Origin of the sequence: Robiginitalea sediminis (genome assembly GCF_002198115.1) — a bacterium.
Classification (GTDB): Bacteria; Bacteroidota; Bacteroidia; order Flavobacteriales; family Flavobacteriaceae; genus Robiginitalea; species Robiginitalea sediminis.
The window spans coordinates 474,369-500,023 of record NZ_NGNR01000001.1 but is presented as its reverse complement, the minus strand read 5'-3'; the positions used below and the strand labels follow the sequence as shown (position 1 = coordinate 500,023).

20 protein-coding genes are annotated in these 25,655 nt (G+C 56.4%); 12 read left to right on the top strand and 8 right to left on the bottom strand.

Annotation, left to right across the window (positions count from 1 at the left end):
• Positions 1 to 694 precede the first annotated feature (694 nt).
• The 3 genes from CA832_RS02270 (at position 695) to CA832_RS02260 (ending at position 3,150) form a co-directional block, all read left to right on the top strand.
• Positions 695 to 1,828 (top strand): FG-GAP repeat domain-containing protein, encoded by a 1,134-nt coding sequence (locus CA832_RS02270; RefSeq protein ID WP_088339934.1) that lies wholly within the window; start codon positions 695 to 697, stop codon positions 1,826 to 1,828.
• Positions 1,829 to 1,831: 3 nt separating this feature from the next.
• Positions 1,832 to 2,773, top strand: coding sequence for an MBL fold metallo-hydrolase (locus CA832_RS02265; protein ID WP_088339933.1), 942 nt, complete (start codon positions 1,832 to 1,834; stop codon positions 2,771 to 2,773).
• 83 nt (positions 2,774 to 2,856) lie between these two features.
• A complete protein-coding gene (locus CA832_RS02260; protein WP_088339932.1) occupies positions 2,857 to 3,150 on the top strand; it encodes a DUF2188 domain-containing protein in 294 nt (97 codons plus the stop codon).
• Between the two features lie 63 nt (positions 3,151 to 3,213).
• Here the strand turns inward: CA832_RS02260 and CA832_RS02255 are convergent, their stop codons facing one another.
• The 4 genes from CA832_RS02255 to CA832_RS02240 form a co-directional block, all read right to left on the bottom strand.
• Positions 3,214 to 4,845 carry a carboxypeptidase-like regulatory domain-containing protein gene (locus CA832_RS02255; RefSeq protein ID WP_088339931.1) on the bottom strand — a complete coding sequence of 544 codons (1,632 nt, stop codon included), beginning with the start codon at positions 4,843 to 4,845 and terminating at the stop codon, positions 3,214 to 3,216.
• A gap of 130 nt (positions 4,846 to 4,975) precedes the next feature.
• On the bottom strand, positions 4,976 to 7,441 hold the full coding sequence (locus tag CA832_RS02250; RefSeq protein ID WP_088339930.1) for a mechanosensitive ion channel family protein: 2,466 nt from the start codon (positions 7,439 to 7,441) through the stop codon (positions 4,976 to 4,978).
• Between the two features lie 93 nt (positions 7,442 to 7,534).
• Positions 7,535 to 9,031 carry a SulP family inorganic anion transporter gene (locus CA832_RS02245; RefSeq protein ID WP_088339929.1) on the bottom strand — a complete coding sequence of 499 codons (1,497 nt, stop codon included), beginning with the start codon at positions 9,029 to 9,031 and terminating at the stop codon, positions 7,535 to 7,537.
• Positions 9,032 to 9,153: 122 nt separating this feature from the next.
• Complete coding sequence (locus tag CA832_RS02240) at positions 9,154 to 10,785, bottom strand: AsmA family protein (RefSeq protein WP_143542322.1); 1,632 nt, start codon at positions 10,783 to 10,785, stop codon at positions 9,154 to 9,156.
• A gap of 177 nt (positions 10,786 to 10,962) precedes the next feature.
• Between CA832_RS02240 and CA832_RS02235 the strand changes: the two genes are divergently transcribed.
• Positions 10,963 to 11,769, top strand: coding sequence for a hypothetical protein (locus tag CA832_RS02235; RefSeq protein WP_088339927.1), 807 nt, complete (start codon positions 10,963 to 10,965; stop codon positions 11,767 to 11,769).
• A 3-nt stretch (positions 11,770 to 11,772) separates the two neighbouring features.
• Here CA832_RS02235 and CA832_RS02230 read toward each other — a convergent pair whose 3' ends face one another.
• From CA832_RS02230 to CA832_RS02220, 3 genes are all read right to left on the bottom strand, one after another.
• Positions 11,773 to 13,203, bottom strand: coding sequence for an MltF family protein (locus CA832_RS02230; RefSeq protein ID WP_233131710.1), 1,431 nt, complete (start codon positions 13,201 to 13,203; stop codon positions 11,773 to 11,775).
• Positions 13,204 to 13,254: 51 nt separating this feature from the next.
• Entirely contained in the window at positions 13,255 to 13,416 is a 162-nt protein-coding gene (locus CA832_RS14980) for a hypothetical protein (protein WP_158211866.1), read from the bottom strand.
• 142 nt (positions 13,417 to 13,558) lie between these two features.
• Positions 13,559 to 16,828, bottom strand: a complete 3,270-nt coding sequence (locus tag CA832_RS02220; RefSeq protein ID WP_088339925.1) for a S41 family peptidase — start codon at positions 16,826 to 16,828, stop codon at positions 13,559 to 13,561.
• A gap of 133 nt (positions 16,829 to 16,961) precedes the next feature.
• On the opposite strand from CA832_RS02220, the gene CA832_RS02215 reads away from it, so the two are divergent.
• From CA832_RS02215 to CA832_RS02180, 8 genes are all read left to right on the top strand, one after another.
• Entirely contained in the window at positions 16,962 to 17,351 is a 390-nt protein-coding gene (locus tag CA832_RS02215) for a DUF983 domain-containing protein (protein WP_088339924.1), read from the top strand.
• A 5-nt stretch (positions 17,352 to 17,356) separates the two neighbouring features.
• The gene (locus tag CA832_RS02210) at positions 17,357 to 17,989 is read left to right on the top strand and encodes a Crp/Fnr family transcriptional regulator (RefSeq protein WP_088339923.1); all 633 of its coding nucleotides are present in this window, start codon (positions 17,357 to 17,359) and stop codon (positions 17,987 to 17,989) included.
• Positions 17,986 to 19,716, top strand: coding sequence for a SulP family inorganic anion transporter (locus CA832_RS02205; RefSeq protein ID WP_088339922.1), 1,731 nt, complete (start codon positions 17,986 to 17,988; stop codon positions 19,714 to 19,716). The genes CA832_RS02210 and CA832_RS02205 overlap by 4 nt, the downstream gene beginning before the upstream one ends.
• A gap of 62 nt (positions 19,717 to 19,778) precedes the next feature.
• Positions 19,779 to 21,197, top strand: a complete 1,419-nt coding sequence (locus CA832_RS02200; protein WP_088339921.1) for an MBL fold metallo-hydrolase — start codon at positions 19,779 to 19,781, stop codon at positions 21,195 to 21,197.
• Positions 21,198 to 21,313: 116 nt separating this feature from the next.
• The gene (locus CA832_RS02195; RefSeq protein WP_088339920.1) at positions 21,314 to 22,729 is read left to right on the top strand and encodes an MBL fold metallo-hydrolase; all 1,416 of its coding nucleotides are present in this window, start codon (positions 21,314 to 21,316) and stop codon (positions 22,727 to 22,729) included.
• 257 nt (positions 22,730 to 22,986) lie between these two features.
• Positions 22,987 to 23,565: a Tll0287-like domain-containing protein gene (locus CA832_RS02190; protein ID WP_088339919.1), complete on the top strand. Its 579-nt coding sequence runs from the start codon at positions 22,987 to 22,989 to the stop codon at positions 23,563 to 23,565.
• 11 nt (positions 23,566 to 23,576) lie between these two features.
• The gene (locus CA832_RS02185) at positions 23,577 to 24,263 is read left to right on the top strand and encodes an aspartate/glutamate racemase family protein (RefSeq protein WP_088339918.1); all 687 of its coding nucleotides are present in this window, start codon (positions 23,577 to 23,579) and stop codon (positions 24,261 to 24,263) included.
• 4 nt (positions 24,264 to 24,267) lie between these two features.
• Entirely contained in the window at positions 24,268 to 24,771 is a 504-nt protein-coding gene (locus tag CA832_RS02180; RefSeq protein ID WP_198944430.1) for a rhodanese-like domain-containing protein, read from the top strand.
• A 3-nt stretch (positions 24,772 to 24,774) separates the two neighbouring features.
• Here the strand turns inward: CA832_RS02180 and CA832_RS02175 are convergent, their stop codons facing one another.
• Positions 24,775 to 25,653, bottom strand: coding sequence for a sterol desaturase family protein (locus tag CA832_RS02175; protein ID WP_088339917.1), 879 nt, complete (start codon positions 25,651 to 25,653; stop codon positions 24,775 to 24,777).
• Between the last annotated feature and the right edge of the window lie 2 nt (positions 25,654 to 25,655).

Below are 25,655 nucleotides of genomic sequence, written 5' to 3'. Positions count from 1 at the left end.
GGAAAAACATGGTTTACCAAGCTTACTTGAGCGCGCAAGCGGAATAAAAAAGCCAACAGCCTGCGAGTAGCAGGCTGGGGATTCTATTTGCAGGAGCGGCGACTCTCTGGTCGGTGCGCCGCATGGCGCGCCAACCCGGGTGGAAAAACATGGTTTACCAAGCTTACTTGAGCGCGCAAGCGGAATAAAAAAGCCAACAGCCTGCGAGTAGCAGGCTGGGGATTCTATTTGCAGGAGNGACTCTCTGGTCGGTGCGCCGCATGGCGCGCCAACCCGGGTGGAAAAACATGGTTTACCAAGCTTACTTGAGCGCGCAAGCGGAATAAAAAAGCCAACAGCCTGCGAGTAGCAGGCTGGGGATTCTATTTGCAGGAGTGGTGACTCTCTGGTCCATTCGCTATAGGCGAATGAATCCAGGTGATCAACGGATGCACTCCTGCGAGATTTCCCCAACTTGGCCAGCGCACCACCTGGCTCCTCGCCCCGATAACTATCGGGGGTCCACCGGACCTTTTGCAGGCGCTAGACCCAGGCGGAACCAAATAAAAAACCCCTGCACAACTGCAGGGGTTTACCTACGAATTCCCTATGGAACTAGCGCATCCCTTTTCTGAAGCCATACATTTCTGGCCGGCGAAATTTCATTAGTTAACCTGAGCAGCGCACCCACCCACTTTTTTTGTACTTTTCTTTCATGCGAAACCATCTGCTACTCCAGGTTGTGGCATTCCTGCTTACTGCCCCTGCTTGCGCACAGGAACTGAGCCTCCCGGCTTCCGGGCGCTGGATCCTCGGCCCCTATGAAGAACGAACTGCCTCCTTAGCTGCGGGGGACCTGGACGGGGATTCCGATGCAGACCTGGTGGTGGCCAACGGGCGGCACTGGCCGGGCCAGAACCGCATCTTTGTCAACAACGGGCGCGGGGTCTTCACCGTTGAGCGCCCCCTGGGCACAGACCGGGCGACCTCCTATGCTGCCGAAATGGCCGATTTGGATGGGGACGGGGACCTGGATATTGCCGTGGGGAACGATATGGCTCCCAACGCGCTCTTCCTGAACCAAGGTGACGGTTCCTTTATCAAGGGCCCGTCCTTCGGCGAGGCATACGCGCCTACCCGAAATATAACTCTGGCCGATCTGGACGCAGACGGGGACGTGGATATCCTGATCACCAACCGGGGGGCGCCCAATGAGATCTGCATTAACGCCGGGGATGGGACCTTCCCTACAGCAATTGCATTCGGCAACCGGGAAGATTCCACTATAGATGTGGAAGTGGCCGACATGAACGGGGATGGCGCCCCGGACCTTATTTTGGCCAACAGGGATGCCCAGCCCAATTTCGTGTATCTGAATGACGGGAATTTGGGGTTCGGGGAAAAAATCCCCTTTGGGAGCGGGGCAGATGATACGCGCTCGGTATGTATTGCAGATGTAAACCAGGACGGTCTCCCGGATATCCTGACCGCGAATATCGGGGCTCCGAATGCCATCTATTTCGGGGACCGGGTCAGCCCGTTTACTAAAAGCGCGGTTTTTGATTCCCAGGCTTCCGATAGTTTTGCCATAGCAGTGGCCGACCTGGACCGGGACGGGGATGCCGATATCATCGTTGGGAATTCCGGCAGCCCCAACGCTGTTTTCCTGAATTCGGAAAAGGGACAGCGCTGGGACATGCACCTGTTGGCAGAAGAGGCATCCGACACCTACGACATCATTGTGGCCGACTTCAACGGGGACGGATGGCCGGATGTGGCCGAGGCGAATTCCGACGGGGTCAACCGGTACTACCTGAACCGCAGTGCACAAAACACGTCAAATAAATGACCTATGAACCATTGGATTAAAACGCTGAATGCAGTGAAGGGCGTCATGCTGCTAACTGCTTTGCTCACTGGTCTTGGGGGTATGGCCCAGGCCGAACCCCTCGAGCTGACCTATCTGGGAACGGCGGGCTGGAAAATTACGGACGGGGACTTTACGGTCCTGGTAGACCCGTATATCTCCCGGGTCAAACTGGATGGTGGCCCCGGCACCAGCCCTGAGGATACCCGGCCTGTGGTGAGTCGTTCCGATTACTTTGTGTCCGACACTCTCCTGATCGACAGTCTGGTTACCGAGGTCGATTTCATCTTCGTACACCACGCCCATTTCGACCATTTGGCCGATGTCCCCTACATCGCCCGAAAAACCGGGGCCCCTGTCATCGGGACCGAGACCGCCTGCAACATCCTTAGGGCCTACGGCATCCCGGACGAACAGTTGTATCCCGTCCGGGGCGGGGAGGATTATCAATTTGAGCAATTTTCCGTTAGGGTCATCCCCTCCATCCACTCGGCCCTGAACAATAAGCACTACCTGGACTCCAGGACCTATACGGAGGTGCCCGAAGCCCCCCTCAGGGTTTCGGAGTTTATCGAGGGCGGCTCCCTGATGTTCCTGGTCCGGTTTTCCGGACACGAAGTCCTGACCATGGGGTCCATGAACTTTGTGGAACGGGAATTGGAAGGCCTGCGGCCGGACATCCTCCTGGCGGGGGTAAACCAATCCCAGCTGGGGCTCTACAATTACAACGAGCGCCTGCTGAAGGTTACGAATTACCCCAGGGTGGTCATCCCGACCCATTGGGACAATTTTCGCCTGCCTTACCGCTTTTCTCAGCAGGATGCCGTGACCCTCAAACTGCTTCCCTTCAAAGAAGATGTAGCCCGGATTTCCCCTCAAACGCAGGTCATCATCCCCACTCACCTGGGGACCATCTCGGTAGAGTAGGCAGCGATCCGGGGGCCAGGCCACGCCCTGCCCGTGCTCCCTTCTGAAAACCGTATCTTGGGAAATAACCTAAAACCACCATTGTGAGCAGCGGCAATACTTCCCGTTCCTGGATCGACATTTTAACAGAGCTGGTCGAGGTCTTTTTCAAAAGTGTCCGGAAGGAAAAACAAGGGCGCACCTGGCACCAGCATGTGGTGCCCCATGAGGAAGGCTGGGCTGTGCGGCGGGAAGGCAATACGCGCATTACCTCCAGGCACCGGCGCCAGGACACCGCCATCCGGAAAGCCAGACAGATAGCCCGAAGGCACAAGGCCGATGTCATTATCCACCGGGCCGACGGGACCATACGGGATCGGATTTCGTTCGAGGCGTAAAGAGTATAGCTCTGGGAAAGGACCTGGCTTAGGAAAACCCGCCAGAATGGATAAAGAAAGCTGTCATTCCATGATTTTCAGGGGCGTGTTCATCCAATAATCCTGAAAATCTGACGGCATAACCAGCGGTTGGTTCCTGGAGATAGGGGCATTTTTATTCATGACCTGATCCGGATCAACAGGTGTATGGGCCTCCGGGCTAATTCTTTGCGTAAAGAATTCCCGATACTGGTGGAATTGCTCGCTTTTGTACTGATGAAGTTCATTGCCTTTGCGGTCGTAGATTCCGGAAAAGTTAAACTCCAGGACATCAGGGGAAAAGTATGCGCTTTCATCGTAGCTGGTGGTCAATTCATGGGCCATTTGGACAAAGTCGTCCGGATCGGGGAACAGGTGATACCGGTCCTTTATTCGCACGACCTGATCGAGCTTTAACCGTTTCCGCTTAAACTTTACCACAAAATTGCTGACGGTTTTATCCACCAGAAGGACTGGGTCATTGCTGAATTCCGCAATGAAGCATTTATTCTCAAAATCCAGGGTTATATCCTTGACGTAAAAAGGCGCCCTCCGCAGGGTGAATACGTTGTGGAAAGAAATGTAGTTGGGGTACATTCTGCCTCCCTCTTCATTATATTCGATGGCAACCTCATAGAGTAAATCCGCTGCGGATTCTTTTGGTTCCCGGGAGGATTTCCCCCCTGTTTCGTCAAACACCTTGTACACCAGTTTATGAATGGCGTAGGAGTCCTGTGAAATATACAGACTGCCCTCTGCACGGAATTTGTGATCAATCTTGTTCTTGGACATGGGGTACGGGTCAATTGTGGGCCGGCTTTTCTCCAGGCTAATGACAAACATGCGCTTACCATTGACTAGCGCGTCGTTTTTCCTCGAGACGCTATGATTTGGAAGCAGGTCTTTCTCGAACCTGTTCACAAACGAAAAGGTGTTGATGCGGTAATTGCGGATGGCATCGTGAATGCGCAGGATATTCCATTCATTGCCCCCATAGCCATACAGGTATGCATTTTGGATAATCTTGTCCCTTGACGCATAGTTATAAGGCTTTTCAGCCAATGTGTCCCGCCTGAATTGGGTATTTTCCCTGTAATCGTAAAGTTGAACCTGTGTGCCTTCGAAATCGTTCGTTCCGAAGCCCATATCCGTTACCCTTAACAGGGCTTCGTTGAGGTTGACATATTCCCGGCCTTTTTGTTGGTAATCCCGGTAATATCCTACATAGGCAAACGGCTCAACCGGATAGTTCTCCGGGATTTTCTCAATGGCCCGCTTAACAATCCTGCGGGGCGAAGGAGGTCTTTTTCTTTTACCCAAAACCACAGCTTCTTCCAACAACAGGGGCTGGGGAGTCAGTGTTACCCGATTTGGTCCGGCAGAGGTAAGATCGGAAAAGCGGACTTCCCTGTTTTGGTAGCCCAGGCAAGAAATAATGAGGATCTCTTCCAATTCCCGGAAGCGCAGCGGAATCCTGAAACCCCCATCCGGGTTGGTGATTACCCCCAATGCCCGGTCTTTTAGCCGTACCGTTGCAAACGCCACCGGCTCTTGGGTGTTGAGATCGACAACCGAACCCTGCACAAATTCCCCGGCCTGGCCCTGAAGGCAAACCGATTGAATACAGAAAAGCAACAAGCAAATACCACCGCGGAGAGCCATAAGCTTAAAGTACATTCTATACCTAAATTAAGCAAGGCGATGGCTGGCCATTCACCCCATTAGGCCTTTTCGGGAGGGGAATTTCTGCCATTAAAACCGGAGGGCCCTGGGGTATGGAATCAATTCTGAACGCGCTTAATGAGCCCTACTTCGGGCTCTCACTACCCACTCTATCCCAAAAAGCGGGATCCACACTTTTGATATGCAGGTCGCGCTGCGGGAAGGGGATGGAGATGTTATGGGCCACCAGGGTGTCGTGCACGGCGAAAATAATTTCGCTGCGGATCCGCATCCACTCCTCGAAATTGGCGGTCCAGAACAGCAACCGGAATTCCAGGGCGCTGTCTGCCATGGCGTTGAACAATACCAGGGGTTCCGGGTCTGGTTTGATGTCCGGGTGTTTGTCGATGACCTCCCGGAGCAGCTTTTTGACCAGGTGTACATCGGAGCCGTAGGCCACCCCCGAAATAATTTCGATGCGCCTGGACTTATCCGAGAGGGTCCAGTCTACGACTTCCTTGGATATCAGCTGTCCGTTGGGGACAATTACTTCGGCCCCGTCGAAGGTTTTGATGTGACTCGAGCGGATCCCCATTGAAGTGACCTTCCCGGTCAGGTTGCCCACTTCTATAACGTCCCCAATCTGCACTTCCCGTTCGAAAAGGAGGATGACCCCGGAAACCAGGTTGTTGAAGATGTTCTGCAACCCGAAACCAATCCCCACGCTGAAGGCGCTGAAGATAATGGTGAGCTGGTCCAGCGGCATCCCGATGGAGCGGACAGCCATCAGCAGGCCCAGGGTGATCAGGGAAAACTGGGTGATGGCCGTAATCATCCTCGGAATGCCCTTTTTCAGGTCGAGGCGTTCCAGCAGGTCTTCCCGGAGGATAATTTTCACCACGCGGGAAAGGACAATGGAAAACCAGATGATAAAAATAAAGAGGACCACCTTGCCCAGGGTAAAGGACATGGAACCCACGCCCAGTTCCCTTGTGAACAGGCTTCCAATAGCATCGTATACGACATTTTTGATATAAAATATCCGCAGGATGGCGTCCAGCCAGAAAACCGTCACCCCAACTATCGCGATGCGGGTGGTTATTTCCTTGAGGTATTCCTCGTTTTCCCGCACGGTATTAAAGCGTTCCATGTAATCGCTCGAAATGAGGTGTTGTACCCCCCCAATCAGGATAACGGCGCAGATGTACAACACCAGGCCCGTGAGGGCATTGGTGATAAAGGACTCCATGGCGACCTGTGCAAAACTGAGAAAACCGAAGACGTTTGCCAGGATGCCCACGGAAACCAGGATCAGGTGAAGGACCACCAGAAACCGCACAAAACGAGTAAGAGTCCGGTTGGGCAGGACCGTAATCTCCGGGCGTTTGTAGAGGCGAAACAGAAACGCAATTTCCAAAAGGCCCAGCCCCAGCAGCACAAAGCGAAACAGTACAGACTCTGCCGGGATAATCCGTATCCCGATCAGCAGGAAGATAAACCCGGCAAATGCCCAGAGGTGATTGTGTGCCTTCCGGTCCGAAAGGTGGAACGCCAGGTCCAGCAAGGGGAGGAGCATCAGCAGGATGGTGATATCCAACAGCAGGGGCGGCCGGTCTGTGAAAAAGGCGACCGAGAAGAATACGGCAAAAAGGGCACCGGCGGCCAGGGGCCTTCCGAGGATGGTCCGGACTTTGGCCTGGTAGTAGCTGGGCGAAGCATGCCGGATGTGTTTGAGTTGCGCCCGCATCCAGAAAAACAGCGCCATGACCCCGGCAATAAAGATCAGGTAGGCGATATAAGTGGGTTTGCGCTGCGAAAAATAGAAGGACAGGGCGCGCCATTCGGCCCCGATATTCTTCGAGACCTGGCCCACAATACCTTTGCCGAATGCTTCCTGAAACGGGATTTCGAATAGCGAGGGGGCGTTCCGGGTGTAGATCAGGGAGGTCTTTTCCAGCAGGGCCTGCTGGATACGGTCCAGGAGCAGGTCTATTTTGGCGTCCCGGATGATGGTCTGGTTCAGGGGTTCGGCTAACTTCCCGGTGCGGACCATGATTTCACTCGCGGTACTGTCCAGCAGCCCGAGGGTGCCGTCTATGGTTTCGGAGATATGGGCAAAGGCATCGGAGGAATCCCTGAGGACCTGGGTGCGCCGCCAGTCCCGGATTTCGGACTCCAGCCTGCCGTGCTTTTCCTGCAGCCCGCTGATTAGGCCTGAAAGCTCTTTCTTCCGGTTCTTGATATGGGTGCTGGCACTATGCCAGTAATTCCGTTCGTTGGTCAAAAAGCGCTTGGCTTTCCGCCGGTAATCCACGCCTTCGGTAAGCGCAAAGGCACTGTCGATGATCGCCATAATGGAATCGTTCCGGCGGTTTTCCCGTTCGATCAGATCAAGGGACAGCAGGGCGGATGCCATCTGTATGGCCCGCACCCGGGCTTCCCCGGAGGCAATAAGCACCTCATTTAGCGGGATTCCGCCTGGCAAGGCCAGGGTGTCGGCCGCTACGGCAGTAGAATCCTGCTGCGCCAGGCATCTGCCGGTACCGGAAATGAGCAGGAATAAAAACGAAAGTAGGGCTGCAAAGCCCGGTTTTGCCCCTCTGGAATTCATTTTGAAGATGATGGTTGGACTTCCAAAATAGATAAAATACTCCAGAAAAGGGAATGGGAGGACTCCCGGGAAGGCATTTACCAGTGCAAGGTGCTATTCCCGCACATTCACATTGATGACCTTGTCTGCCTTCAGTAGGAGTTTATGGCTGCCGCTGGAAAGGTTGGTCAGGTATACCTTCTTGTTGACCTTGTGATAGCGCTCCGTAAGGCGGTTTACCGCTTCTATGGCCGACATATCGGCAATGCGGCTTTCCCGGAAGTCGATGATGACCTCCTCGGGGTCCCCGGCTACATCGAATTTTTCGTGGAAGGTCTTGATGGAACCGAAGAACAGGGGCCCGTAAATCTCATAGTGTTTCACACCGTTCTCGTCTGTGCGCTTGCGGGCGCGGATGCGCCTGGCGTTGTCCCAGGCAAAGACCAGGGCTGCAATGACCACCCCGATGAGCACGGCCAGGGCCAGGTTGTGCAGCAGGACGGTAACGCCCATCACCAGCAGCATGACGATAATGTCCGACAGGGGGTACTTGTTGAAAATCCGGACGCTTACCCATTCGAAGGTCCCTATGGAAACCATTATCATCAGGCCGGTGAGGGCCGCCATGGGGAGCTGTTCGATCAAGGAAGACCCGAACATGATAAACCCGAGCAGGGCCACGGAGGCCACAATCCCGGAAAGCCTCGCCCGCGCCCCGTTGGAGATGTTGATCAGGGATTGCCCGATCATGGCGCACCCGCCCATGCCGGAGAACAACCCGGAGGTGACGTTGGCAATACCCTGGGCCACGGCCTCCTTGTTGGTGCGCCCGCGGCTTTCGGTAATTTCGTCTATCAGCTCCAGGGTTAGGAGGCTCTCGATAAGTCCCACCCCGGCCACGATGGCCGAATAGGGAAAGATGATCCCCAGGGTTTCCCAGGTGAAGGGAAAATCCGGGATATGGAAGGGCGGGAACCCCCCGTTGATGGAGGCGATGTCCCCTACGGTCTTGGTGTCGAGCCCCAGGGCCGTTACCAGCAGGAAGATCGCGATAATGGCAGCCAGGGAGGCCGGGAAGGCCTTGGTCAGGCGGGGGAGGCCCCAGATGATCCCCATGGTGAGCAGTACAAGACCCAGCAGCATGTAGAGCGGGACTCCTGTAAGCCATGCCCCGGAGGCATCCTTAAACTGGTCCAGCTGGGAGAGGAAGATAATAATCGCCAACCCGTTCACAAACCCATATACCACCGGCAGGGGAACCAGGCGCATCAGCTTCCCCAGGCGCAGGAGCCCGGCCAGGATTTGGAGCAGGCCTGCCAGGACCACCGCCCCGAAGACGTACTCCACCCCATGGGATTGGGCCAGGGAAACAATCACGACGGCCACCGCGCCGGTAGCCCCGGAAATCATACCCGGACGCCCGCCCAGCAGGGAGGTGACCAGGCCCATGGTAAAGGCCGCATAGAGACCCACCAGGGGCGCCAGCCCGGCAATAAGGGCAAAGGCCACGGCTTCCGGCACCAGGGCAATGGCCACGGTAAGCCCGGACAGGATTTCGGTTTTATAATCGACGGCCTGTTTAAAGTCGAAGAGGCGGAAAATCTGCTTCAAGGAAATGGGTTTGCGCTTAGGAGATACAGGCCAAGCCTGCCAACCTCCCGGGTTAAAGGGCGCAAAAGTACGGTTTTTAGTGGGAAGGGGGGTTTAAATCACCCTCCGGGAGCCGGGCCCACTTACTCCCGATGGTGCTTCCCAACCGGGTTCAGGGAATTGACCACCCCGGATTGAATGGCCTTCCAGATAAAGTTGCCCAGGCCTTTATATGGGACCCGTTCGGTTTCCATGGTGCCCACCACGGTTCTGCCCCGCCGGTTGGGGTTGGAGTGTTTGACCAGGGCGTTTACGGCCCAGGACAGCGTTTTTTTGGTCTCGTGGTCCTGGTTTAGGAAGGTCACATCCAAATCCGTGTATAACATGGTGAGCTCGCCATGGAGATGGTGGGTATTGCCACTGGCCCGGAATTCCATACCATTGAGGGTGCCCCCTGTAAACCGCATATTCATGGCGGGGTAAACAGTTGGGTTGAGGTTTGCGAGCCTGGAGCTTCCCCGCGTACTCCCGGAAAGGTGCACGGCGGTGGAGCCGTAGGGCAGGTCTACCCGAAGGGATACGGGGATGGCTCCCAAAAGATTTGTATTAAGGGATAGCCTCAGGGGGTCGGGATTTTCCGCGGCCAGCTCTGCAGTGTGGATATTGAGGAACTCTCCCTGAAAGTCCTGGAAATCCACAGAAACCTGCTGTTCGGTATCGGGAAGGCTCTCGGCATAACGCAGGTAGGCATTGGTAAGCAGCAGGCTGTCTACCTGTACGGGAAAACGCAGCTTCTCCAGGGCCTGTACGGGTAGGTTTGCGTGTTTTCCGGTATCGTAGGGCAGGGATTTATCCCTGAAAATCTCGGCCTTTAAACTGTCCAGGGCAATGGTGTTGATGTGCAGACTGCCCTGGGTAAAAAGCGGCAGCAGCCGCACCTCCCGCATTTCCATCCGGTTAAAGCCAACCGTATACCGTTCGTAGCTATAGCGGTAAGCGCTTGCCAGGGTGTCCGGGCCCACGGCCGGGGCGTAGGAAAACTGGTTTATTTGCAGGTTGCGCGCCGCGGCATCGTATCGCAGCTGGTCGAAGCCTACTGCATAAAGCCCGTCTGACACCACATACTGTTGCCTGCCCATCTCGAAGGCCATATTCGAAATATCCGGGATAAAGGTTGGGTTGTCTTTAACCGCCTGCCGAAGCCCGACACCTTCGAGCCGCACCTGATCCCCCCGAAAATAGGCCACAGTGTCCAAGGCCTCCGGGCCAAGCACCAACAAGCCGAAGGATTCCATTTCAAAAGCCCCCAGGGAAACGCCGGTAAGGCCCGGGAGCTGGAGGGAGTCCGGGAGCATGGGGTGGCTTGCAGGGGGAGTATGTTGGTCATGGCGGGTAACCCGGGGCATTTTCTTCAGGGTAATCTGCACGGAATCCAGGCGGATCTGGTGCACCTCAATGGCTTTGTTCCAAAGGAAATTGGATAACCCTATTCCGTGGATGGTTGCGCGGTTAACCTTCAGGTTCCGGAAGGCATGGGCAGCGGTATCCGAAACAGGACTTGCGCTTAGGTTGTGTAAGGTGAATTTCTGGGAAAAGACATCCAGGTCCAGGTCCTCATAGGAGAGGGACATTCCCCCGGAGGCGTTTTGGGAACGCACTTTTTCCCGAAGGTAATCTTCCAGGGCGGATTCGCACAAGGGGTTCACCCCCAGCCAACCCACCAGGACCAGTACGGTCGGGAGAATCCAAAAAAGGTGTCGTTTATGTCGTTTCACATGTGTAGGCCAGAAAGGCACGAAAAGATACCCTTTTTCCGTTTATCGAAAAAGAGGTATTGCTATAGTCCGCAACCCGAAGATGTTTCGTACTTGACTATAAGGGCAGATCCGGGCAGCCCCAAACCCCGGACGCCCTGCGCGGCATTTACGCGGATCACCAAAAAAAATTGGATCATGAACAAAAGAACCTACATGCCTTTTGTGGCACTTGCAATGGGCCTTGCCCTGGCCTGCTCCCCGGAGCCCTTGGATGAGTCCAACCCGGACCCTGTTACTGCTAACACCCCGGATACTTCCCCGGAGGATACGGAAGAGCCCGCCCCGGACCCGGAAGGGGAAGCCCCCGATACCGGCACCGATACGTGTTCCCCATCTTCCTTTGTATTTGAAGAAGAGGAGGGCGTGATCCTGGCCGAAATGGAAAACGGGGTCTTTACAGATGCCTGGCAAAAAGGGGCGGCTCAGCCCGATGCCCTGGGCGAGGGGTACCTGGTCTGGACGGGCAATCAGTACCTGAATGCTCCCGGGCAGGGCCTTATCGCGTTCAAGCTGGATATCCGCCGGACCGGCACCTACGTGTTCAGCTGGCGTTCTGCCGTAACCCTTGGCAACAATGGGACGGAGCACAATGATACCTGGCTGCGGTTCCCCGATGCAGCGGAGTTTTACGGGGAACGCAATACAGGGGTGGTCTATCCGAAGGGGAGCGGGAAAAGCCCTAACCCCAACGGCAGCAGTGCCGAGGGGTGGTTTAAGATCTACCGCAGCGGGAGCGACCTCGGGTTTAAATGGCAGGCGTATACCTCAGATCACGACCCGCACCTGATTTATGTGCGTTTCGATACCCCGGGCACTTATACTATGGAAGTTTCGGCGCGGTCTACGGGCCATGCCATAGACCGGTTTGCCCTGGTGCATACCGATGCCGACTTCGACAGTGCGATTGCCGGGGAACCCACCCCCGTCCGCTGCGGGGAGTAGGGGCTACCGGGCCAGGGAATTGTAGTGTTCGTACCGCTCGAAGATCTGGCGGACGTACCGGTAGGGCTCTTCACCCCTCACATAGCCGTGTCGGACCATTTCTTTCTGGTAGTTCTCAGGGGATTTTAATGCCAGCAGCATGCTGTCTACGTTCTGGTCCCAGGTATTGCGGTCCAGACCCTTTGCCGCAGCGAGGTTGCGGGCGTCTTCCACGTGGTTGTAGCCACAGTTGTAGGCCGCCAGGGTAAACTTGATGCGTTGGAGGGAATCCTGTACTTCCCCGAACCGGCTGTAAAGCTGCCTGAGGTAGCGGGTGCCACCGTTCAGGCTTTGGAGGGCGTCTGCCCTATCTGAGATCCCGAGTTCCTCCGCGGTTTCCGGCATGAGCTGCATGAGCCCCAGGGCCCCGGTCCAGGACGTGGCTTCCGGGTTAAACCGGGATTCCTGATACACTACGGAAGCAAGGAGTTTCCAGTCCCAGCCCAATTCCCGGGCCTCCGCTTTGATCTCGGCATCGTAGGGGCTTATCTGCCCCTTGTTGAGGCTGTAGAACGGGCTTTTCACCCGCCGGGAAAAACTCCTGCGGTTCCGGAAGTATTTGTTGTAGATGACATAATAGTCGTCCCGTTTCTTTTCCCAGGCAATCCAGTCGTTAATGGCGCTGCGAAGGGCCGGTGCCTGACGGGAAACGGCCCACCCGATGCGCTGGGAGAAGCTCACAGGCACCGATACGTCTAAAATGGGATAATGGGAAGCGTTGATTCGGGCCAGGTTGCGGTCTGCCAGGGTGTATTTGATTTTTTGGTCTACTACCATCTTGATGATTTCATCGGTGGAATAACGGCCCCTTAGGGTGTCGATATAGATCGCCCCCCCTATTTCCCGGGACAGGTTTTCCAGGCGTGCCAGGTAGGAAGAATTCCTCCTGACACTAACGGTGTCGCCAATGAGTTCCACGGGGTCCTGGACCAGGCGGGCGCGGATCTGGTCCAGGGTGAGGGAACGCCAGTTGTCCGGTTTGCGCTGAACCAGCATTTGCTTGGTGAGGTACAGGTAATCGGTAAAGGCAACCCGCTCCTGGCGTTTGGCCGTAATGGCCATGCCGTGTGCCACGAGGTCCACCTCGCCTTTTTCCAGGATATCGAGCATCTCGTCCAGGTTGTCTGCAATTTGGAGTTCCAGCTCCAGGTCCAAATGGTCCGCCAGGCGGGTGAGCATCTCGTATTCGTACCCCATGGTCTGGCCCTTGTACAGGAAATAGCTGGTGGCACTGTAGGCGATCAGCGCCCGGAGTTTACCCGATTTCCGGATGGTTTCCAGGTCGCGTACCTGCCCTTGCAGGGGCTCTTCCAGAGGAACAGGACCTGAATGGCGGCAACCCGAGGCCCAAAGGGAACAGGCCAGGATAAAACACAGGAAATTGCGGGGAATCACGGCTATCGGATAAGGGTTTTGGGTTCCTGCGGAACCAGGTCCTACACTGCCTCAGGGCAATGCGGCGCCCATGGCCACCACCAGGTTTCTGGCGGCCTCCTGGATGATGTCCTTAATGTACAATTCATACGCGAGAATGGCCAGGGTGGAACCGAAAATGGCGAAAAGAGCTGCGGAGAGCCTGCCGAGATAAAGCTTCATTTCGGGATTCATAACCGGTTTGGGTTTGGTTGTTCCCGTTAATATCGCAAATTCCGGCGGAATTAACAAAATTTTAAGGATTCTGTGCGCGGGGAAACCGCAGGAGAGCACACAAAAAACAAGCGGGCAGGGAGTTTTCCTGCCCGCCGTTTTGTTAGTCCTGAGTGGTGTCCCGGGCATTCCCCCCAAAGGATTTATCCGGGAAGGGCGGCGGTGGGGGCACCTCCCTGGGGTCCTTCCGGATCTCTTCCTTGAGGACTTCGAGAGCCCGGTCCAGTTGGGCGTCAGCGCCATTGAAGGTGGCGTGGGGCAGGTTGTCTACCTCGATGTCCGGTTCAAAACCGTGCCCTTCTATAAGCCACTCCCCGTTGTCCCCGTAAACCCCCATCATGGGAGCCCGGGCCAGGCCATTATCGCTGAGGCGGTTCACGCTGCTCAGCCAGATTTCGCCCCCCCAGGTGCGCATGCCGATGGTCACCCCCAGGCCCAGTTTCCGGAAGCCGTCGGCAAAGGCTTCCCCGTCCGAATAGGTGTTTTCGTTCACCAGGACCACCATATGCCCGCGGAAGGCGTACTGCATGTTCCAGCTGGGTTGCCCGTTTCGGGTAGCCCAGTACATCCAGGTTTTACGCATGAGCTTTTCCAGGATAAAGCTGTCGATATTCCCCCCGAAATTGTACCGCACATCCACAATAAGGCCCTTGCGGTCGAATACGGGGTAGAACTCCCGGTAGAAATCGCTGAGGTCGTTGCCCCCCATGGCCCTCAGGTGCAGGTAGCCGATATCCCCTCCCGAGGCGTTTTCCACCTTCATCCGGTTGCCGTATTCCCAGTCGCGGTAGCGGAGGTTGTAGTCGCTTCCTATGGGGGTTACGATGATATCGCGGCTCCCCGTACTGCCCGCAAGGCCGAGGCGCACCTGCCTGCCTTCCTGGTTGCGTATGAGCGCCCCCAGGTCGGTGGCCGAAAGGGCAGCTATCCCGTTCACATGGGTTATGACATCCCCTTCCCGAACCTCCAGGTAGGGGTCGTCCAGGGGCGAGCGCTCGTGGGGGTAGTCCGGGTCGGCCCGGTATATTTTGGAGATCCGGTACCCGCCGGCGGAAGCGTCCCGCTCAAAAACCCCGCCCAGGCAGGCCACATCAATATCGGCATCGTCCTCGCGCATATCGCCCCCGCGCACGCTGGTGTGCAGGGCGGAGAGTTCGCCCACAAACCGTCCGATCAAATCCGAGAGTTCCTGCCGGGTGGTGACCCGGGAAACCAGGGGGAGGTATTTGTCGTGCATGGCATCCCAATCCACCCCGTGCATGCCCGGGTCGTAAAAATAATCCCGTTCCATCCGCCAGGCATCGGTGAACATCTGTTTCCATTCCGCGGCAGGATCGATGGGGAATTTCCAGTCCTTGAGCGATATCTGGCTATCCGAAAGGTCCTTCACCTCGGAGCCCCCGGCCTCCACCATATAAAAGGAATTCCCTTTGCGCAGCAGGATCTTTTTCCCGTTGGCGGTCAGCTCAAAGCTGCGGATGTCCTTGGCCACAGTCTTGAATTCCGGGTCCTTCCCATCCAGTTTCAGGGCCACCAGTTCGGTTTTGGAATCCAAACCGGTATCTTCCCGCTCCACGTAGAGGTAGTCTTCATTCAGGGCCAGGTTGCTGTAGTTCCCTGCCGGTACGGGCACTTCTTCCAGTCTCCTGGCAATGCCATCCCTCTCGACGACAACCGATACGGCGGCTTTGGCATCCCCTTTCTTTCCGGCCGTCTCGGCCGCCAGTTCGTCTGCAGGGCGGAAGGGCGAACGCGCTCCTTTCTTAAGCCCGATGTGGTAGATTTTAAATTTCCGGTCGAAGTAGGGTTCCGGTTGCCGGCTTCCCCAGGGAGAACGCACCAGGGAGGTAAAGCTCCGGTCTGAGAGGAAGTACAGGAAGGCCCCGTCCCGGCTCCACTGGGGGCTCATACTGTTGGCCCGGTCTGTGGTCAGGTAGGTCAGGTCGCTGCCATTGGCGCGGCAGATGGCAATGCGCACCATCTGGTTCCGGGCTGCCTCGTGGAAGGCCAGCCACTGGCTGTCCGGGGACCACGCCATACCCCCCACATACTCGTCTATTTGGGAAACCCGGGTGCTGTTTCCGGTTGCCAGGTCCAGAATGTACAGGTGCTGGCGCAGGTCCGTATAGGCCAGCTTTTTCCCGTCCGGGGATGGGACCCCGCCAAAGCGGAGGATTTCCCCGTCTGAGGTGAGGGACTTCTCGGGGCCTATCCCGGTCGCGGGCAGGGCAACAAATTCGAATTCCCCGCTTTCATCCGAGAGGGCGTATACGCTTTTCCCGTCGTGCGACAGGACGGCATCGCGGTAGCGGACCCCGCTTTTTCCCGTAAAGGCCACCTGCCTGCCTTTCTCTGCCGGGACCACAAAAACGCGGCCCCTAGCTGTAACAACCATATTCTTCCCTTCGGGGCCGGGACTGGCATGGGTAATGTACCGGGCCGGGTTTTCCTCCCATTTTTCACGCAGCTGATCCAGGTCGGAAGACAGGCGGATCTCCACCTTCCGGTCGGAACCGGCCCCGATGTCATACAGCATAATGTCCGCCCCCCTTTGGTACACGATGCGCCCGCCCTGCTGGCGTGCGTAGCGGATATCGAAATACCTGTGGCGGGTGTGTTGTTGCAGGTCGTTCCCGTCCGGGTCGGAAGACCACAGATTCATGGTGCCGTCCCGGTCCGTGATGAAATAGACGCGCCCCTGGTACCACATGGGGTGGTGGCTTTCGCCCGTGTAGCCGCTTGTGACGCGGATAGCCTCCGCCTCCCCGCGGGTGTATTTCCAGATTTGCCTTGCGGTACCCCCTTTATAGCGCTTGGTTACATTCCGGTGGTAGGCCGGCCGCACGAAATAAACCGTTTCCCCGGAGTCGTCGAAGGAAGCTTCGCTGGCCTGGCTCAGTGGGATACGGGTTTTGGTTTTGTCGGACGGGTTCAGCGAGACCAGTTGCAGGTCCGGCACCCCGGAATAGGCCCGCGTCTGGTAGACCAGGTGGCCGCTGGGGTCCCAGGCGCTAACCAGGGAAGGGTCGCTCTCGAAGGTCCACCGGACCGGCAACCCGCCGGAAACGGGCATGGTGTATACCTCGGTAGGGCCTTCATAGCTCGCGGAGAAAGCCAGGGTTTTCCCGTCGGGCGAAAAAGCCGCATGGGTTTCCTCTTCGGCATGGCTGGTGAGCCGGCGCGCCAGCCCCCCGGAAACGGGAACCAGCCACAGATCGCCCTCAGCGGTAAAGACAATCTGGTTGCCGTGGATGTCCGGGTAACGGTAATACCCTTCGAATCCCTGGGCGAGGGCCCCGGAGAGGGAAAGGAAAAAAAGGAGTAGCGCAGCTACAGTGGTTAATGGCTTGGGAAGTCGGGTGTGTTCGATCATGGGTTACAAGTGCTGGTCAGAGGTTTAAAGATACCAAAATCCCGCGCCGGGAGGACCCCGGAGGCGGATTGTAACAAAAGTCACAAAGGTCGCCGTCCCGATTCGGTATCTTTGGGCGTAAATTCACAACAGAATGATTGGCAAAGGCAGCAAACTCTACAGTATCCTGTTTTTGAAATGCCCCAGGTGTCACCAGGGGGCATTCCTGGAAAGCCACCCCTATGACCTGGGCCAGATGAACAAGGTGCGGGAGACCTGCCCGAAGTGTGCCCTGAAGTACCGCATTGAGCCCAGTTTCTACTACGGATCCATGTACGTCTCCTATGCCGTTGGGGTTGCCGTGGGCGTCGCGGTCTATATGCTTATCCTTATCTTTGGGTTAGACCTTGGGGTAGGGGCCATTTTCGGGTCTATTGTAGGGGTGCTCGTCCTCCTGATGCCCTGGATCGGGGCCGTTTCAAAGTCCATCTGGGCCAACTTCTTTTTCAAATACGACCGGGAGATCGCCAACCAAGTCAAATAGTCGCTATGATTCAGGAACTCAGGGAAAGCTACGGAAACCAATTCGAAGAAGGCCTGCTGGCCGAAATTGCCCAGGTTGGGACATTCAGGGAAGTGCCGGCCGGACACAAGCTCATGGAGATCGGAGAGTATATTAAGGGCATGCCCCTGCTGATCTCCGGAGTGATCAAGATTCTCCGGGAGGACTCGGAAGGGGATGAGCTGTTGCTGTACTACCTGGAACAGGGAGACACCTGTTCCATGACCATGAGCTGCTGTATGGGGCAGAGCCGCAGTGAAATCCGCGCCATTGCCGAAACTGACGCCCGCCTGATCATGATCCCGATCCGCAAAATGGAGGAGTGGACGGCCAAGTACCGGAGTTGGCGCAACTTTGTTTTTGAGAGCTACAACAACCGTCTGAACGAAATGCTCCAAACCATAGACAGCATTGCCTTTATGAATATGGACGAGCGGCTGGTCAAGTACCTTAAGGACAAGGCCCGGGTCAATGAGGACAACACTATCCGCAACACCCACCAGGAAATCGCCTATGACCTGCACAGCTCGCGGGTGGTGATTTCCCGACTGCTCAAGAAACTGGAGCAGATGGGCAAGATTGAGCTGCACCGCAACTACATCCAAATCCTGGACCTGTGAAACGCTACCTCCCCATCCTGGAATGGCTTCCCTCTTATAAGAAGGCGTACCTCGGGGGCGATCTCGGCGCTGGGCTAACCGTGGGGATCATGCTTATCCCCCAGGGGATGGCCTATGCCATGATTGCCGGTTTGCCGCCCGTATTCGGGCTCTATGCCGCCCTGGTCCCCCAGATCATCTACGCCCTAACCGGGACCTCCCGCCAGCTGGCCGTGGGCCCGGTGGCCATGGATTCCCTCCTGGTGGCTTCTGGCCTGGGCGCCCTCGCACTTTCCGGGATAGAGGAATACATTGCCATGGCCGTCTTCCTGGCCCTGTTTATGGGAGGCATACAGCTGGCCTTCGGACTTTTGCGGATGGGTTTCCTGGTGAACTTCCTTTCGCGTCCGGTGATCAGTGGATTTACCTCGGCCGCGGCCATAATCATCGGCCTGAGCCAGCTCAAACACCTGCTGGGCACCGACATTGCCGGCAGCAACAGAATCCAGGAATTGCTGGTTAACGCAGCAGCTACCCTGGGCGATACCCACCTGCTTACCCTGGGGATAGGTATCGTGGGGATTGTGCTCATCAAAGGATTGAAGAAAGTGGCCCCTAAGGTGCCTGCAGCCCTGGTTGCTGTGGTTTTGGGCACCGTGGCGGTTTCTGTTTTTGGCTGGCAGGAGCTCGGCGTCAGGATTGTGGGGGAGGTCCCGGGCGGCTTGCCCTCCTTCCGGATTCCCGAAGTAAACCCGGACCGCATTTCCGAACTCTTCCCCATAGCCATTGCCCTGGCATTAATTGCCTTTATGGAAGCCATCTCAGTGGCTAAGGCCGTGGAGGAAAAACGGGGGGAAAACCGGGTGGATGCCAACCAGGAACTCATCGCCCTCGGGATGTCGAATATTGTGGGGTCCCTTTTCCAGAGCTACCCTACCACAGGGGGCTTTTCCCGCACTGCCGTTAACGACCAGGCCGGGGCCCGTACCGGGATGGCCGCTGTTTTCAGCAGCCTGGTAGTGGGGTTAACCCTGCTCTTCCTAACCCCGGCGTTCTACTACCTGCCCAATGCCGTCCTGGCTTCCATTATCATGGTGGCCGTCTTTGGCCTGATAGACCTGGAGTATCCGCGCCAGCTCTGGAAGAACCGTAAGGACGAATTTGTCCTTTTGGTGGCCACCTTCCTGTTGACCCTTGGGGTGGGCATCAAGGAAGGCATTCTGCTGGGCGTCCTTTTTTCCCTTCTGTTGCTGGTATACCGGATTTCCAAACCGCACATTGCGGTATTGGGGCGTATCCGGGGCACCGACTATTTCAAGAATGTAAACCGCTTTGGGGAGGACATCGAGGAATTCCCGGAATTTGTGATCCTGCGCTTCGACGGCCAGCTCTTTTTTGGCAATAAGGACTATTTCCGGACCCAGCTGCGCAGGGAGATGGCCAAAAAGGGTACAGGGCTGCGCTACGTCGTATTAAACGCGGAGGCCATCAACTATATAGACAGTTCTGCCGTGTTTATGCTCAAGGCCCTGGTCAAGGAACTCCGCACCGAAGGGATCCGTTTCCTGGTAGCAGGAGCCATTGGCCCTACCCGAGACATCATCCACAGCAGCGGGCTGATAGACGAGATAGGGGCAGACAACCTGTTTGTCCGCACCTACGAAGCCTATGAGCATTGCGTGGCCGACTCCAAAAAGTCCGATGTGGAGCACCGGATCTCCACCCAGACAGCCCGGGGCTTAGTGTAACCTAAGTTACTGAAGGCCCGGAAACTACCTGTTATTTTAGAGGCAACATAAAATCTAACCTTATGAAAGTAGAACAAATCTATACCGGATGCCTGGCACACGCCGCTTACTATATTGAAAGTAAGGGGGAGGCTGCCGTATTCGACCCGCTGCGCGAAGTGCAGCCCTATATCGATCGGGCCCAGATCGATAATGCCGAAATCAAGTACGTTTTTGAAACCCACTTCCACGCCGATTTCGTGAGCGGCCACCTGGACCTTCGCAAGAAGACGGGTGCCGAGATTGTATTCGGACCCATTGCCAAACCGGGGTACGAGGCCTTGGTCGCAGAAGATGGGCAGGTCTTCCAGGTGGGCGATTACAAGGTAAAGGTGATCCATACCCCCGGCCATACCATGGAAAGCACCACCTATCTGCTTATTGACGACAAAGGGAAGGAACACGGGATCATTACCGGCGACACCCTCTTCATTGGGGATGTGGGCCGCCCGGACCTGGCCCAGCACGTGGTCTCCGACCTTACCGAGGAGAAGCTCGCCGGCCACCTCTTCGATTCCCTTCGCAATAAGATCATGCCGCTTTCCGACGACCTTATCGTATACCCGAACCACGGGGCAGGCTCTGCCTGTGGCAAAATGATGAGCAAGGAAACCACCGACACCCTGGGCAACCAGAAGAAAGTGAATTACGCGCTGAGGGCCGATATGACCAAGGAAGAATTCATAAAGGAACTCCTGACCGGGCTTACCACGCCTCCCGGGTACTTCCCCCAGAATGTCCTGATGAACATCAAAGGGTACGAATCCCTGGATGAAATTATGGAACGGGGCACCCAGCCGCTGGACCCTGCAGCTTTCGAAGCCGCAGCTGAGGAGAGCGGGGCCCTGGTCCTGGACACCCGGGATGCAGAGGAATTCGCCAAAGGGTTTGTCCCCAATAGCATCAATATTGGCCTTGAGGGTAATTTTGCCCAGTGGGTGGGGGAAATGATCCCCGATGTACAACATCCTATCCTGCTCATTACCGACGCCGGCAAAGAAGAGGAAGCGGTAACGCGCCTCTCCCGCGTTGGGTACGACAATACCCTGGGATACCTCCGGGGTGGTTTTGAGAACTGGGCGAAGTCCGGTAAGGATGTGGAACAGACCGGACGGATTACCGTGGCGGAACTCGAGAAGCAGGTGAAGGACGGAAAGGCTCCTCTTGTAATTGATGTGCGCAAGAAAAGCGAATTCGATTCGGAACACCTCATCGACGCGGCAAACATCCCCCTCAATGAAATCAACCAGCATCTGGCGGAATTTCCGAAAGACAAACCCTTTGTCCTGCATTGCCAGGGCGGGTACCGGAGTATGATTGCCGCCTCCATCCTGAAGCAAAGGGGGTGGGACAACTTTGTGGATGTCATTGGCGGTTTCGACGAGATCAAGGAATCGGGTCTTGAGAAATCCGACTACGTATGCCCCACTACCCTGTTATAGGGCAGTGACCAACGCTTTGAAACCCCGGCCGTTAACGGCCGGGGTTTTTTGGTTGTGTAACCGGAGTTACTGTGGGGGCTGCGTCCCGGCGGTATTTTTGACCAAAAGATGCAACTATGACTATTGAGCAGATTTATACCGGCTGCCTGGCACAGGGAGCCTATTACATAGAGAGTAAGGGAGAAGCCGCCATTATTGACCCCTTACGGGAGGTTGGGCCCTATATTAAACGGGCACGCCAGGATGGGGCAAAGATTAAATACATCTTTGAAACCCACTTCCACGCCGATTTCGTGAGCGGCCACCTGACCCTTTCGGACAAAACCGGGGCGCCCATTGTCTATGGCCCCCTGGCCAACCCCAAGTTCGATGCCATAATCGCCACCGACGGGCAGGAATTCCCCCTGGGAGACCTGACTATTGTGGCCCTTCACACCCCCGGGCACACCATGGAAAGCACCACCTACCTGCTTCGGGACAAGAATGGTAAGGACCACGCTATCTTTAGCGGGGACACCCTGTTTCTCGGCGATGTAGGCCGCCCGGACCTGGCCCAGAAGGCAGCGGACATGACCCAGGAGCAACTGGCCTCCACCCTGTACGACAGCCTCAGGAACAAGATCATGCCCCTCTCAGACGAGGTGGTGGTTTACCCGGCCCACGGAGCCGGATCTGCCTGCGGTAAGAATATGATGAAGGAAACGGTGGACACCCTGGGACACCAGAAGGAAACCAATTACGCCCTGCGGGCAGACATGACCCGGGAGGAGTTTATCGCTGAGGTTACCGAAGGGCTGTTGCCTCCGCCCAAATACTTCCCGCTAAACGTAAAAATGAACAAGGAGGGGTATGAGCACGTGGATGCCGTCCTGGAGCGCGGCACACGCCCCCTGAGCCCACGGGCCTTTGAGGCAGCTGCCAACGAGGCCGGTGCGCTCATCCTGGATGTGCGCAATGAGGAAGACTTTGTAAAAGGCCATATCCCCCGTTCCATCTTTATTGGCCTGGATGGCAGTTTTGCCCCCTGGGTAGGGGCCCTGGTGGCCGATACCGAACAACCCATCCTGCTGGTAGCCCCTCAGGGGCGGGAAGAAGAGGCTGTGATCCGCCTTTCCCGGGTGGGCTTCGACAATACGCTGGGGTATCTGGAGGGCGGTTTTGACGCCTGGAAATTGGGGTCCCTGGAGTACGATACCGTCAGCTCGGTTTCAGCTGACCGCCTGAAGGATCGTATGGCCGAGGAAGAAGAAGAGCTGAAGGTGTTTGATGTGCGAAAAGAGAGCGAATACCTTTCCGAACATTTGGTAGACGCCGAGAACACCCCCCTGGATTTCCTCAACAACCACCTGGCGGAGTTTCCGGCCGAAGAGGTCTTTTACCTGCATTGCGCCGGAGGCTACCGGTCTGTGATTGCCGCTTCTATTCTGAAGAGTCGCGGGATCCACAACCTGGTGAATATCCTGGGAGGTTTCGACGCCATCAAGGAAGCTGGCCTTCCCGTAACGGATTACGTTTGCCCGTCTACCCTGTAGGCGGAAATGTTAAAAATCGCAAAAAAGAAGGCTTTGTAACATCGGTTACTGACTGGCGGCTACAGGCGTTCTATTTTTGAGTATATCATCCGGGGGAGCCCACTGACGAAGGGATGAAAATCCCGGGCCTGCCCGGAGGAAATGGTTGAGTTGATTGTTTTTAGTGAGGAGAGCGGCCCCAATACGGGCCGCTTTCTTTTTATCACCCCCTTGGATGCCCACGCTTTAAACGGGTTGTCCCTGTAAAACCACCTGGAATGAAAAAGACCGTATTTCTCTTGGCCCTGGCACTTGTCCTGGCCCAGTGTAAGGAGACCCCCAAACCCGAACCCGCTCCGGAAGCCGAAACGGCGATAGGGCGTGAAGATGCCGGCAAAATGGCCATGGAGACCCAGGTAGCCCTGGGGTCCACGCTGCAGCAAATAATAGCAGCATCGGGCCCGGAAGGAGCCATAGACTTTTGTAAGGTTCGCGCACTACCCATCACCGACAGTGTTGCCCAAAAGCACGGCGTGGCCATCCGCCGGGTCACCGACAGGGCCCGGAACCCTGAAAATATAGCCAGCGAGGCCGAGATTGCCCTTATGGCGCAATTGCGCCAGGAAGGGGCCGATATGGAAACCCTCCTGGAAATTACCGAAGGGAGCCAGACCCATTACTACTTCCCCATCCAGACCGCAGACCTTTGCATGAAATGCCACGGGACGCCCGGGGCCGATATCCCGGAAGGGGTATTGCGCATTTTAGCAGACCGCTATCCGGCCGATGAGGCCGTCGGGTACCAGCCCGGCCAACTGCGCGGGTTGTGGAAGGTTTCGGTACCTTCGGACCAATAATCAGTAAGCGTATGCGAGTTCTCGGAATGATCGGGGGCACTTCCTGGCATGCCACGGAGGCCTATTACCGGATGATAAACGAAGGGGTGGCCCGCCATATCGGGACCCAGGGCAACCCGGAACTGGTCCTGCACAGTATTAACATAGAGGTCATGCGATCCCAGGACGGGGACCGAATCCGCGCCAAATACCTCGAGGTGGCGCGGCTGTTGGAACAGCATGGGGCCCAGGGGATTGTCATCTGTGCCAACACCCCCCATATGGTATACCAGCACGTCCAGCCCCGCATCGGGATCCCCATCCTGCACATTGCGGATGCAACCGGGCGTGCGGCGGCTTCCAGGGGGCTCAAAACCCTGGGGCTGTTGGGGAACAAGCCAACGATGACCGGCGATTTTATCCCCGGCCGGCTCCAGACTGAATTCGGGATTGAAACCCTTATCCCGGAGGAGCCTTCCATCCCCAAATCCCATTACTTTATCTCCCGGGAACTGACGCACGGGAAGTTTACCGAGGAGGCCAGGCAGTTTTACAAAGCCCAGATTGGCCTGCTGCGGGACCGGGGGGCCGATGGGATTATCCTGGGATGCACGGAACTGCCCCTGCTTATTCGGGAAGAGGATGTGGATGTCCCTCTTTTGGCTACCACAGACCTGCATGCCGAAATGGCTGTCGATTTTATCCTGGAAAGGGACTAGCGTTATGAAGAACAAGATCAAATCGGTCCTGGCGGCCTTGGGCCTCTTCGGGGCTACCGCCGCACAGGCCCAGGAGGTGGGCAACCCGCTCTTCGGCACCCTTCTGGACACCCTCCTCTCACATATGGTCCCGGAAACCGATGTTCCGGCCGCAAGGCAGCTTCAGGGAGCGTATTACCTGGATGCCCGGGAATGGGAGGAATTCCAGGTGAGCCATATTCCCGAAGCCCGGTGGGTGGGCTACAAATCCTTTGACCTTACCCGTTTGGAGGGCATCCCGAAAGACCAGCCCATAGTGGTCTACTGTTCGGTAGGGTACCGCAGCGAGCGTATTGCCCGACGCCTGGAACAGGAGGGTTATTCCCGCGTGTACAACCTCTACGGGGGGATTTTTGAATGGGTAAACCAGGGCAACCCGGTACGGGATGCTTCCGGGCCTACAACCCGGACCCACGCCTACAGCGCCGCCTGGTCTGTCTGGTTACAGGCCGGGGAAAAGGTCTATTGAGCCCTATCCATCCTTGGGCTTGGAAAAACCGTAGATATTCTGGTGAAGGAAGTCCTGGGGGAAGTCCTCGTCGCCAGGGAAACCAAGTGGGATGGTCCCGCTGTCTTCCGGGATGTAATTTTTACCGAAGATGTAGTCCCAGATACTCAGGCTAATCCCGAAATTGACCCCGTAACTGCCTTTGGGCAGGTGGTATGCATGGTGGTAGAGGTGCATCACCGGATTGTTCAGCAGGTATTTCAGCGGGCCATAGGTCAGCTTGATGTTGGAATGGTTCAGGTGGCCGATGGCGATGGCGGCAAAGTGCACGATATACGCCTGTTCCGGCTCGAACCCGCCCAGGATCATCACCCCAAACGTCTTCAGGGGTTTGTACAGCACATTCTCCATCCAGTGGTAGCGCAGGTGCGCCGCAAAGCCCATCTCCTTAACGCTGTGGTGCACCTTGTGGAACTGCCACAGCACCGGCCATTTGTGCAGGAGGATATGGGTAAACCACTGTACAAAGTCCAGCACAATGAAGAATGCGAGCAGCTGCAGCCAGGCAGGCCAGGCAGCGATGTCCACTATGGCCAGGCTTTTTGCCGTAATGCCGAGTTCCCCGAAGGCGAGTTGCAGCATCCGGTAAACCCCGCTGATCACGATGGCGAAGAGGAAGAAATTGAAGAACATGTAAAAGGCATCCAGCCAGAAATCCCTCCGGAAGATAGACTGGTTCTTACGCCAGGGGAAGAGGATTTCCAACCCCCAAACCACCAGGGAAATAAGCACCAGACCCCAGAAGTAATTCGTATACCAGGGCACCTCAAAAAGGATGGACTTCCAGGTCCAGTTCAGGGTCCCCATAAATGCGTTGCCAAAGGCTTCCAAATACTTTTCCATAA